The sequence below is a fragment of the Streptomyces sp. NBC_01433 genome, assembly GCF_026340105.1.
Classification (GTDB): Bacteria; Actinomycetota; Actinomycetes; order Streptomycetales; family Streptomycetaceae; genus Streptomyces.
In genome coordinates this window covers 61,809-74,252 of the sequence record NZ_JAPEPM010000009.1, presented here as the reverse complement: position 1 = coordinate 74,252, position 12,444 = coordinate 61,809, and the positions used below count along the sequence as shown (strand labels likewise).

Here is a 12,444-nt window from a genome sequence, read left to right as displayed (position 1 = left end):
GCGGGTCTCCGGCCGCAGGTCGTCACGGTGTTCGGCCGGGATGAGCTGCGCCTGCGCAGGCAGTTGCCGGATGAAGACCGCGTCTGTGGCGGTCACCTCCTCCCCGGTCGGGTCGAGGATCACGGCATCCAGCAGCGTGCTGTTCTGGCGGTAGTCGCGGTACCCGGGGTAGACGGTGCCGGTGACGGTGGCCGTCTCCGGCACGCGCTCCCCCCAGATGTCCCCATACCCTTCGATGTTCCTGCTGCTCACGACAATCGTGATCCGGTTGCCGCCCTGGAGCGCCTCACGGGCGACCTCGTGCGGGTCCTGCGACGCCGCGGCGGCCGCCGTCTCTTGTGCGACGACTTCTTCCGGCTGCTCGACATCGGCCGGCGGGGTCCCCGGGGCGGTGGCGGCCGCGGGTTCGGCGACCACGCGAGTCCCCCAGATCTGGTGGGCGCGGGCGAGTTTGCTGACCTCGGATAGCTCCACGCCGAAGGTGGATACGACGTGCTCGATGCACAGCGGTTCGCTGTCGCCGACGTGGTAGAGCGGCTGGGGCTCGGTGTCGAGCGTGTGCAGGTTGTACTCCCCACACTGTCCAGCTGCTGCCGGGGTGAAGTCGTAGTTGCGGTGGCGCGCGCGGAGGGGCTTGGCGGCGTCCTCGCGGGCCTCCCGGACCACACGCTCGCAGATCTCGACCGCCCCGCCCCGGCTTTCCGCGCTGACGAAAGTCCGGACCACTTCGCCGTCGATCTCGATACGAGGGGTGAAGATCTGGACGCCGCTGGAGGCGTGGCGGGTCACCTGGACCACGAACGGCACGCCGTCCGCGAGGACGTCGAAAACCATCTCCGGCCCGCGCGAGGTGATCTCGCCGACCGTCACCGGGATCGGCTCGCGCACCACGGCTAGGCCATCGCCCGGCACATAGTCGGCGTACGACGTGAGGGGCTGGGCGGGGACGGAGTCCACGGGGGGCAGGTCCTCGAAGGGCACCTGTTGCGCAGGCCCGTCGACGGGCCGCAGGTCCGCAGCGGCGCCGTTGAGGGCGTAGGTGTAGCCGGTGGCCTTCTTCCCGCTCCGGCTGAGGACGTGGTACTCACCCGTGACGCCGGTCCGGTCGGTGCTGACGTACCAGGTGCCCGTGCCCGGACCGGGCGACATCACCTGTCCGGTCACCTGCTGGCCGTTCGGCCCGTCCCGCCAGGTCACCCACGAGCCGACGTCGTACTCCGCGGGGACCAGACCCGGGGCGTCCTCATGCCGGGTCAGGCGCAGGGAGGGCAGCGGCCGCCACGGCTCCAGGCCGCTGCCCGTCTTGTAGGTCTGGCGCCACCGGTTCAGCTGGTCCGCCTGCTCCGCGGGCGTCTGGGCGGACTGTTCGTTCTTGGCTTCGACGACGGCAGTGAACTCGCTGCGACGCCGTTGGTAGCCGTCCACGGCCTCCTGGTGGAACCCGGCGTCGGCAGGGACGACGTGCAGGGTGAACGTCAGCCGCCCGTCGGTACTGGTCAGGCGCTCTCGCCCGTCGCTTGTCGCGGCCACGCCTGCACCGGCCGTGTCCGGCCCGTCGGCGACCGCTACGGGCTGGACCTCTTCCACGGTCATCTGTCCGTCCGGCACGCCGGCGGGCTCGTCCATCTCCTCTTCGGGGTCGGGTTCGCCCTGTGGCTCCGGGACCGGGACACGGCCGGGCTGCGTGAGTCCGAACTCGTCGTACAGATCGGCCGTCCCGTATCCGTCACCGGGCTGCTCGGTGGTCTCAGCCGCCGGCCCCGTGGTGCTCTCGTCGTCTGGCTCCGGGTCTAGCTTGTGCAGTTCACGCCGGGCGTCGTAGTCCCTGTTACTGGTGCCGTACTCCGGCTCAAGCACCCTGTAGTTGCCGTTCCGGGTGTAGCCGATCACGGTGCCGATGAACTCGGGCTGCGGGACGTAGGTCTTGCTCCACGTGTCGTAGCTCAGGGGGGTGACGCGAACCTGCTCGCCGGGCGCGAACAGGGTGGTGATGTCTTCAGCAGTGAGCGCCTCCGCAGCGGGCGCGGACGGGGCCTCGGCTTCACCGGGCTGCTCGGCGGTCTCAGCCGCCGGTCCCTCGGTGCGGTCGCCGCCCGGCTCCTGCTCCAGCGCCTGGCCTGCGGTGTGCTCCCCAGAGGCACTGTCGGGCTCGGCGGCCGCGGCATCGGCAGCGCCGTCCTCGGGTGCAGGGGCGGGCTCGTCCGTGGAGATCGGGGCGCCCAGCCCAGCCTCCCGGTTCTGTTGAACGATGGTCCGTTGCTGCTCTCGCCATTGCTCGAAAGCCTCGTCGGTGTCGTTGTCCTCTGTCCAGGTGTTGACGAGCTGTACGGGCTCGGGGGCGGGGTTCTCCGCGTCGAACGTGGCCAACTGCAAGGCCACCGCGTCGACGTTGGCCTGGTGAGGTGCCCGCCTCTCCGCGTTCTCCCGGAGGGCCTTCTTGCGGCTGTTCTCGGTGGGGTGCTTCTTCGGGTCGAGCATGGACTCGGTCAGATCGGGGATCTTGTCCCGTTCGGTGATCGCGCCGACGATTCCGTCGAGCAGCTCGACCCGGCGCCGTGCGTGCTCGATGGCGGGCCCGTAATTCACTGCTTCCTGCTGGGCCGTCAGTACCGCGATTTCCTTTTCCAGGCCGGGAAGGCGTTCACGGTCCATCAGCTGGTGGTCCTCAGCCTTTTCGAGGGCGGTGGCCAGGCGGCCCAGCATGGTGGCACCGATGTTGCCCTTGAGCAGGTCCTCCACGGAGCACCGTGATTCGCTGTGCCGCAGCTCGGGGAACCCGATGTACGCGCGGATCTCGCCGCTGCCGTGGGCGATCTCCGGCTGGACGGCGAAGTCGAGGCCGCCGAAGGTGCCCAGCTTCTTCCACCCACCACGGCCCTCGTTCTGGTGGGCGCGCACGGCTTCGTTGACGACCTGGCGCAGGACCGGGGCGGCCTCGCCGAACTTCTCGAACTCGCGCCCGCCGATACGGATGCGGAAGGCGTCGCCGCGGATCGTTTCAGTGATCTTCGGCAAGGCCTTCTCGCGGGCCGCGATGGCCAGCCGGGTACCGGCCAGCTCGCCTTCCTTGGTGCCCAGCAGCTCGGTCTGGCGCACGCGGTCGGCGGCCGCGTTGCGGCGGTCGGCCTCCAGGCCCTGGAGATGGACCCGGGCCTCCATGAACTGCCGCATGTAGGGGTTGCCGCCGATCTCGGCGGCCATCGTGGCGTAGTCCCAGTCGCTCGCGCCGATCTCTTCGACGGTGTCGCCCTCGTCGTCGCCGACGCCGGGCGGCCGCTGGATGTCGCGCAGGCCTTCGGCCTTCGAGGTGAGCAGTCCGACCTGCCAGGCGTCCATGCTGCCCTTGGTGGCCAGGAAGTAGATGTTCACCTCCTCGTGCTGGTTGCCCGGCCGCAGGGCGCGGGCGTTGCGCTGCATCATCATGGCCGGGGTCCAGTCCTGATCCAGGTGCATCAGGGCGTAGGCCCGGTTCTGGGCGTTGACGCCGGTGCCCAGGACTTCGCTGGAGCCCATCAGGACCGCGATGCCGCCGTTGTTGGCGGCCTTGGTCATCTCCGCCTTCCGCTCCGGCGTCCGGTGCTCCTGCGCGAACTGGACCATGTCGGGCGGGACGCCGCGGGTGGCGAGCAGGTCACGCAGTTCGGCGTACGCGTCGAAGTTGCCCTTGTTGTTGCCGCCGGGGGTGCCGGAGTTGGCGAACACGAAGAACAGCCCCCCGGGGACCGGGTGCGGGGTGTCGTCCCGGCTGGAGACGGAGTAGGTGTGGTCCTTGTGGGCGTGGTAGCCGGCCGCGATGATGTCGGCCGCCTGCACCAGCTTGTTGCCCCCGGGTGCGTCTGCGTCCACCAGCCGGGGGTCGAGGGCGACCGCGCGGCCCTCGCCGGAGACGGCCAGCATGTTGTCCTCTTCGCGGGTGACGTCCCCGGCGTGGATCGCCTGCCCCCGGACGACGAGGGACTGGAGCCGGGTGCGCTGGTCGGCGGTCGGCTCCACCAGCACCAGTTCGGGGGCCCCGCCGGCGACCTTCGGCCGCTCGATCCCGACTTCGTCGCCGGTCTTGGTGTCGGTGGCCAGCCCCCACATGGTCTTCATCGTGGACTTGGACACGAACCGGGAGAACCGCTCCACGATCGTCAGGCCGCTGCCGTCCGGCGCCTGCTCGATGCGCTGGACCCTCTGCCCGAAGGTCTCCGACCACAGGTCCGGGCCGTGGACCCCGAACTGGTCCAGCAGCCACGGCGTCGCCAGTTCGAGGCATGAGTACTGCTCGAAGATGGAGTTCTCCACCGGCGTGCCGGTGCCGAGGGTCACGGTGGGGCGGCCGCCGTCGGCTTCCGCCATCTGGTGGTGCCAGGTGAGTTTCTGGTGCAGGTCCACGCCGCGCACGCTCGCGGAGTCACCGCCCGCCTCTTTCGAGCGGAACCCGACGGCGGTGAACCGGTGGGCCTCGTCGATGCAGGCGTAGTCGAATCCGAGGTCGTCCCAGTACACCTCGCCCGGCGTGCGCATCGGGGCGTCGTTGCGCCGGATGCGGGCCTCCACCGTGGCCAGGCGCTGTTCCAGCTTCATCAGCGCGAAGGCGTTGTGCGGGATTCCGCGCTCGCGCTCCAGTTGCTCCTTGAGCGACTCGATCTCACGGAAGATGAACAGTTCCTGCTGTTCGGGGCTCATCCGGATCGACCCGAAAGCGCCCTCGGTGAAGATGACCAGGTCCGGTGAATTCGCCCGCAGCCACTCCAGGACCGGGCGGCGTTTCTCGCCTTCGAGGTCGTCGGAGGTGATCAGGTGGATATCGGCGTTGCGGTAGAGCAGCTTGGCCTCATCGAGCCACTGCCTGCCCAGGCCCGGCTGGACGACCGCGAACGGCTTGCCGATCTGCCCGGAGGCCTTGAGCGCCTGCGAGCCCATGACCATCGTGGTGGTCTTCCCGAGGCCCATCTCGTGCGCCAGGATCACGCCGCGCTCGAACTGCATCCGCGCGGCGCCGGAGAGCTGCCACGGGTGCGGAGTCCGCTCGGTGGTGAACCCTTCAAGCGTCGGGGCGAGGCTGTCGTAACTGCGGACGACGTGCCCGTTCATCTGCCGGTTGTAGGCATCGGTGAGCTGGGTGACCCGCAGGGTGCTCGCGGTGCAGTAGTCCTCGAACGCGGAGCGCATCGCGTCGGCCTTGTACCGCATCGCGCGGGTGGCGTCCTCGTCGACGCCGTCGCCGTCGAGCCGGTTGACGACCATCGACGCCCGGCCGAGCAGGGCCTTGGCGATGTGCACCGCCGAACGCCGCTCGGTGCCCTTCAACGCGTTGATCGCGTCGGGCACCTTCCCCGCCGCCAGCGACCAGCCGTAGCGCTCGTTGTGGCTGATCTGGAGGGTCGGGTCACCGAGGTACTCCCGCAGGAAGCCCTGCACCAGCGGCGCGGGAATCCAGTGGGCGCCGAGCTGGGCGGTGAACTGCCCGAGCCGCTTCGACGGCGGCTGCACCGTGTCGAGGGCGGCGACGTTCACCGCGTACTTCGGATCGGTGGCCGCGGCCTCGCGGGCCTGCTCCAGCTTCTCCCGCACCGCCCCGGACAGGTACGACCCGGCGTGCTCCAGCTTCCTGGTGACCGGGTTGTCGAAGACCTCGGTACCCAGACGCAGGCGGGCCTCTTCGGCGGTGGTGCCCAGCAGTGAGGCGATCAGCGGCAGGTCCACACGGCCGGTGGCGCCCATCACGGCCGTCAGCGCCGTCTTCGGGTCGTCGGTGGGCTCCAGGTCGCCGCGCCGGGCGCCCGGCCGCCGGGTCAGGACCTCGGAGGGCACTGCCCTGTCGTTGGCCCGGTCCCAGTGCTCCAGCCCCAGGACGACGGCGGCGTGCGGGTCCTGGCGGAACCAGCCCCAGCCCGTGGGGAGCCGGTCCTCACCCTCCAGGCCGACGCCGGCAGCACGAGCGGCGGCCGTCGCCTCATCGGTCGGCAGGGCCAGCCGGGTCTGCCGGGGACGCGACAGCGCCCCGTGCTTCGCGGTGTAGGCGGTGTGCAGCCGGGCGAGCTGATCGCGGACTTCGCGCGCCCGGTCCGGGTCACTGCCGGTGCGGTCCAGCTCTTGCAGTTCGCCGGCGACGTCCCGCAGCGACAGCAGCGTCCGCAGCTGCTCGGCGCCCTGGACGCCGTCCGCGGTGATGACCCGGACCGGGTCCGCGCCGTTGACGTGCTGCCAGATCTGGCCCTGGTCGTCGGTGTAGAGGCGGCCGGTGAAGTCCGTCGCGTGCTTGACCCGCGCGGTCTGGAGAAAGAGGGGCTCGCGGTGGGGCCAGTCCTCGTGGTGGGTGTAGCCCAGGCCGTCGGCGACCGCCGCGGCGGCGGTGGCCTCCATCCGCTCGCGCAGCAGACGGGGCGCCGCGTCCGGGTCGCCCTGCACGGTCACCCGGGGCCCGTACGGGCCGATCTCGGATGTCATGCGCCCCAGCACGTTCTCGGGGTGCTCGGTGAAGTAGGGGTTGACGGCCAGAGTGTTGCCGCCGAGATCTTGTTGCGACGTCTCGGTCCAGCCCTGGTCGCTTGGCTCCTCGTCTGCGGCGCGGCGGCGGAAGACCAGCACGTCGGCGACGACGTTGGTGTCACCGGTCTCGTCGAAGGTGTTCTTCGGCAGCCGGTAGGCGGCCGCCAGGTCGCCCCAGCGCGCCATTTCACGCCGGGCGGGGGTGCTTCTTTCTCCGTCCATCGTCCACCGCGAGGTGATCACGGCCATGTAGGCGCCTGGCCGCAGCAGCGCGAGTTTCTTGATGATGAACCCGTTGTGCAGGTTGTAGTCGCCGTGAAAGCGGCGGTCCCCGAACGGGGCTTGCGCGAACGGCACGTTCCCGATCACCGCGTCGAACGTCCCGAGGGGGACGTCGGTCTCGGCGAACGACTCGGCCAGCACGTTGGCGTGCGGGTAGATCCATCCGGCGATCGCCGCGGTGGTGGGGTCCAGCTCGATACCGGTCAGCCGCGCGGCCAGCGGGGCCACCCCGCAGAAAACGCCGGAGCCGAACCCGGCCTCCAGCACCTCCCCGCCGTCGAAGCCGTACGCGGCCAGGCCCTGCCACATCGCCTCTGCGACGGCCCGCGGGGTGTAGTGGGCCGACAGCACGGCCCGGGACGCCGCCCGCCACTCGAAGGGGTCCAGCAGGTCCCGCAGCTCTCCGCGCACCCGGGAGTACAACTCCCAGCTGGTGTGATCCGTCTCGAAGCCGCCCTCACGGTCCCCCCCGGGCCCGTAGATCGGCTCGTCGGGGTCCGGCTCGTCGAGGAACACGGTCGGTACCGATCCCCACCCCGACCAGCGGGACAGGATGCGCTTCTCCTCGGTGGTGGCGCCGCGACGGCCGCCCTCCAGCGTCCGCAGCATCTTGACGGCTTCGAGGTTCGCCTCAGCGCGGGCCAGCGGGCCGCGCGGCAGGTCCGCCGGGTCAGGGCGGAACCGCTCCGCTGCTACAGGCTCTCCAGCTCCCTGCGGATCGCCGCCAGCTCCACCGCTTCCGGACTCAGTGGCGCCGCCCGGTCCTCCGCGTCCTCCGGCGGCGGCAGCATCTCGCGCAGGACCTGCTCCCGCGCCGTCGACGAGATCTGTGTCATCTGCCCGACCCGGGCCTGGTACTCCGTCTCCGGCTCCAGCGTCTCCTCCAGGTCCTCCTCCGCCGCGGCGATCGCCTCGCTCATCTGCATCCCCAGCGTCCGGAAGTAGCGGTCCGGGTTCTCCATCGCGGCCAGCTCCCGGGGCCGGAACTCCTCCCAGTGCCGCCGCAGCAGCGTCGCGTACTGGCTGTTCGCTGTCATCGCTTTCGCCTCCCTCTCGTTCGTCGACGGTACCGGCCAGCGCCGCCATCTGCGCCGCCAGCCGTCCCTGGTCCACACCGCGCCGCTCCACGTCGCCGCCGGCGGCACGCACCTGCTCGATCACCACGTTGATGCCGATGAGTGCGGCGCCCATCGCCGGGATGCGCCGCTTGGCCGCCTCCCGCTCCCGCTTGGGCAGCTGCTCGTTGAGGGACTGCTCGCGGAGGTCCTCCGTGGTCCGCTCCGCGATCCGTGACAGCTCCCCGAGGAGCCCCTCCTCGAAGTAGAACGGGTAGGCCCTCATGATCTGGTTCGTGAGCGGGTTGAGGACCTTCGTCTGCGTCGGCATCTGGTAGGGAGTGAGCAGGGTGAGCACCCGGTCGTACTCGCGGGAGAGTTCCGACGGCCTGTTCCGCAGCCACGACACCAGCGGGTCGTAGGAACTGCTCGGCAGGTCCACCTCCCGCTCGTTGCCCCAGGTGCGCCGCGGCAGCGTCTCCGGGTCCCGGTCGTACCGGCGCACCAGCGCGGCCATCGCCGCAGGACCGGAATCGAAATCCCCGATGCCGCTGCGCTGGTCATAGCTGGTCAGAGCCCGGAACTTCTTCCCCTGGCGCTCCACATAGCCGTAGTTTCGCTCCGAGCCGTCGATCAGGACGCTGAGCTTGTCGCCGATGCTCCGGCCCAGGGCCGCGCGGGCGGCGTCCGGGTTCTGCTCCAGGCCTCGCTGGTGCCACTCCGCGTCCACGACCCGCAGGCGCTCCGCCCGGGCGTCCTTGACCGCCTTGCTGTAGGAGTAGGCGGACTGCTCGTTGCGGGCGCCCAGGTGCGACCCCAGGTCGGTGCTCTCGGCGACCAGTTCCTCCAGCGTCATCTCGCCGACCGGCGTCCGCTCGCTGTAGGACCGTGCCCGCCGGGTGACCCGTTCACCCTCAAGGCTCTTGCGGTAGGCGGTGACCTGCTCGTTCAGCTCATTACCGGCGGGCAGGCGGGTCCACACCGGGCCGATCCGCTCGTAGGCGCTCTCCAGCGCCTCGTCGTCCAGGTCAGCGGCCGCCGGGCCCGCCATGAGGGCCCGTGCGGTGCGGCCGTTCTGTTCGACGGTCACCTCTTTGCGGCGCCGCTCCAGCGTCCGGTAGCTCTCGTCAGCCGAGTGGAACGGCGTCTTGTAAATCGCCTTCTGCCACCACTCGCTCTCGGCGGCCAGCTCCTCGTTGCTGAGCTCGGTGACCGGCGCTGCCGTCGCCACCCGGTCCAGCAGCCGCTTGCCGCGCTCCCGGCGCAGGCGCTGGTACCGGGCCTCCGCCGCGGTGGCGCCGCTGGTCCACCGCCGCGACCGCTCGTCGTCGGCGACGCCTTCCGCCGCCACCAGGTCCTCGTACGAGAGACCGGTCAAGTCCTCCGGCTCCGGCTCCGGCGCGGGCTCCGGCGCGGTGACGGGCGGGGCGGCCGCCGGCGGGGCCTGCTGCGCCGGGACGGCCGCGGCCGCGGCCGCGACGGCGGCCGGTGTCGGCGAGGCGGGCAGATCCTTCGGCGTCTGGCCGGGGCCCAGCACCACGATGTTGCGGTCCTGCCGGGCGAACGCGTTCAGTACAGCGGCGAGGTTGCGGTCGCGGGTGCCCGGCTTCCACGGTCGGCCCGTTGCCCACGCCTGCCGCTGCCCCGACCAGTACAGGTTTCCGGCCTTCGTTGCCCGCCGGTCGGCGTCGTCGTGCTTGATGGTGCCGTACACCGCGGCGACGCCGTCCCCCTCCCACCGCACCCACACCCGGTCGCGGAGGCCCGGGTCGGCCACCGCCCGGTGATGGCGCGCGGCCAGCCCCGCGAACGACGTCAGCCTCCCGTCTCCGAGACCGTCGGCGACCAGCCGGGTGTCACCGACCAGGCCCACGATGGCGCTGCCGTACCCACTGCTGCTGCGCCTGGCGGAGGCGATCTCGACGCCGTCCGGGTCGAACACGGTGACGGTGCCGCCCTTGATCAGGGCGTGATAGCCCGTCACCCCCTCGACCGGCTCGGCCCCTTCGGGAAGCGGCAGCGGACTAGGTGAGGCGACCGGATCTGTCTCGGGCACCGTCTCCGCTGTCGTGTCCGCCGTCGCGAATGCATCCCCCATGCGCTTCTCCCCGTGCCACGTAATTCCGTGGCACGTCAGCAAGCACATGCCACGTTCTCCCACCGGACCCTACCGACCAAGGTCAAAAACTTCGATCCAGATAGGTCCGCGGCCAGTCCGGTGAATGCCGGACTTTCCGAACGCCGTCTTTGGCCGGGACTTGGTCAATTTCAACGTTCTTTGTCAGTGGGGGTGTGTATCGTTTTTCGGGTAAGGCCACGCACAGGCCCAAGCCAGCCTCAGCCCATGACTGGGAGCGATCTGAGGCGAAGGTGCCAGGACCCGAGGGGTCCCAGTGCATCAGTGCGAAGAGAGCAACACCGGTCCGTCCGACGGACCTTCCGTATGCCCGCGCAGCTCACCACGTTCTTGCTCGCGTGCATCGGGTCATGGGTAACCGCTGCACGTCGACGAGGAGAACTCGTGGTCAAGAAGCACGGTAAGAAGCAGCGCGCCAAGAAGAAGGCGCAGCGCACCGGAGCCGCGTACAGCTCCGCAGCCGCCGGCACCACCCACACGCACACCCCGCTCCCGGACCTGAGCGCCCTGCCGCTCGTGCCGCACGGCAGCTGGAGGGTTCTGGATCTCGACCTGGCCGCCCGGCTGGTCGCCGCCTGCCGGGCCGGGTGCCAGCCGTGCCAGCAGACGCTGATCCCGAAGGTCGTGAAGGAGAAGCGGGCGACGCTCGCCGCGCTCGCCGGAGCCGTCTACGGCACGGTCCCCACCGTGGGGTTCGCCGCCTCCGACGCGACCCGGCAATGGGCCCCCCTGGCCCGTACGGCCATGCAGGCCGGGACCGGCGACGAGGCGTTCGCCGCCGTCGAGGCGATGGACGAGACGGCGGCGGCCGCGCTCCTGGACGATGCGCTCGACTGCTGGGCGATGGGTGACGGCCCCGTCCTGGCCGAAGCCGTCCGGAAGGTCACCGAGGGCGCGTCGCGGCGCGGGACCACCGACCCGATGGACGCCTTCCGTGCGGCCGGGGTCGACGTCTTCACCCTGGACGACTTGGACCTGGGCGACGTCGACGCCTACCACCTCGCGGAGAACTACGGGGTGTTCGTCGGGCAGACGACGACCCCGGACGGGCAGCCGCTGCCGATGCTCACGCTGTACCCGGAGAGCGAGGGCGCCGGGATCGAGGACCTGGAGGCCCGCACCGACTGGGACCACTGGGGGCTGCACGGCATGCCGGACGTGGACCCGTCCTGGCGACTGCGCGCCACCATCGCCGACCGCTCCCTGAGCGGACTCGTCCGCGTCGACGACGACGGCCAGGACGACGTCGAGCTGTGGCGGGCGGCGCAGACCGTGAGCCTGCCCGCGGACTGGTGGGCGCTGCTCGACCGGGCCCAGCACGTCCTGGTGGTCGGCCCCGTCAAGGAAGCCGACCACCAGGCACTCCAGAGCGCGGGCGACGCGGGGGAGCTGCTCGCCGTCATCGCACGAGTGAGCTTCCACTGATGGCCCGCCGTGAGCGCCGCCCCCGCCAGCACCTGCCCGGGATCGCCGACATCCGGATCGCGGCCGACGCGGCGACCGTCGCCGTGGTGGTCGAAGTCCTCGCCCGGGAGTTCAACATCACCGACCCCGAGCCGTACGACAGCGGATACAGCTACCTCCGACTGGACACCGGCAACACCGCGGCGGACCCGGACGACGACTGACCGCGCCTCATTCCCGGTCGGAAAACAGGAACTTGCCCAGGCCAGGGGAACCCAGCCCCGGTGCCGTCCGGCGCGCACGCACCCGCACCACGGGAGCGCTGACCGCGCCGGGCGGTGCCGGGGGAGCGGGGGCCCGGGGGGCGGCGAAGCCCCCCGGCAGCCACCGGCCCCAGCCCCGGGCACATCGAGGAGACCCGCAGATGTACCAGGAACTGAACCCCCCAGAGTCCCCGCCCGGAGCCAGCGCCGACGGTGTGGTCTGGCTCCGGCCCGAGTACCAGGGCCGCCAGGGCGAGCTGGTCACCCTGGCCGCCGGCGCCCGGCTCGTCGGCGTCAGCGCGGCCGCCGTCTCCAACTGGCAGAACCGGTACCCGAAGGAGTTCCCGCCGCTCGCGCTGCTCACCGGGCCACCGCACAAGCGCACCAAGTGGGCCGTCGCCGTCGAGCTGGTCGCCTTCGCCCGCGACCGGCCGACCCGAGAGAAGGGGTCCTCCACTCCTCAGCGTCCCGGCATCGAGATCGCTGCGGAGCAGAGCGCGCGGTACGAGGAGCTGGTGCAGGTCCTCGCCGAGCGGGAGAAGAAGCAGGAAGCGGCCCTCGCCCGTACCCGGGTGGCCAAACAGAAGGCCGAACGGAAGCTCACGCGGGCCCGCGCCCGGCTGGCCACCGAAGTCAAGGCCGTCGCCCGGCTCGTCCGAGAAGGCCGCTTCCCGGTCGAATCACCTCCAGAACCAGCCAATCCCCCCGGAGGGTGACCGGTAGATGCCGATTTACCCCTTGACGACGGCGGGAGAGGGAGCGGAAACGGCTCCGCCCGACCGCACCCGAGAAGGCCCGCACCACCAGCAGCGAGACCACAGAGAAG

The 12,444-nt window shown here is 71.0% G+C and carries 3 protein-coding genes and 1 pseudogene; 3 read left to right on the top strand and 1 reads right to left on the bottom strand.

Annotated elements, in window-relative coordinates; all coding sequences use genetic code 11:
* Nucleotides 1-9,912 (bottom strand): annotated as a pseudogene (locus OG413_RS46430) (hypothetical protein); the annotation flags it as partial.
* Between the two features lie 423 nt (nt 9,913-10,335).
* On the opposite strand from OG413_RS46430, the gene OG413_RS46425 reads away from it, so the two are divergent.
* The 3 genes from OG413_RS46425 to OG413_RS46415 all read left to right on the top strand — a co-directional run bounded on the left by OG413_RS46425 (nt 10,336) and on the right by OG413_RS46415 (nt 12,334).
* The gene (locus OG413_RS46425; RefSeq protein WP_266815990.1) at nt 10,336-11,376 is read left to right on the top strand and encodes a hypothetical protein; all 1,041 of its coding nucleotides are present in this window, start codon (nt 10,336-10,338) and stop codon (nt 11,374-11,376) included.
* A complete protein-coding gene (locus OG413_RS46420) occupies nt 11,376-11,579 on the top strand; it encodes a hypothetical protein (protein ID WP_266815989.1) in 204 nt (67 codons plus the stop codon). Before OG413_RS46425 ends, OG413_RS46420 begins: the two co-directional genes overlap by 1 nt.
* Before the next feature lie 200 nt (nt 11,580-11,779).
* Nucleotides 11,780-12,334 carry a hypothetical protein gene (locus tag OG413_RS46415; protein WP_266815988.1) on the top strand — a complete coding sequence of 185 codons (555 nt, stop codon included), beginning with the start codon at nt 11,780-11,782 and terminating at the stop codon, nt 12,332-12,334.
* The last annotated feature ends 110 nt before the right edge of the window (nt 12,335-12,444 follow it).

What these genes read in the sequence shown, in the direction of transcription:
- OG413_RS46420 (WP_266815989.1), top strand. Translation starts at nt 11,376, where the DNA reads ATGGCCCGCCGTGAGCGCCGCCCCCGCCAGCACCTGCCCGGGATCGCC.
- OG413_RS46415 (WP_266815988.1), top strand. Translation starts at nt 11,780, where the DNA reads ATGTACCAGGAACTGAACCCCCCAGAGTCCCCGCCCGGAGCCAGCGCC.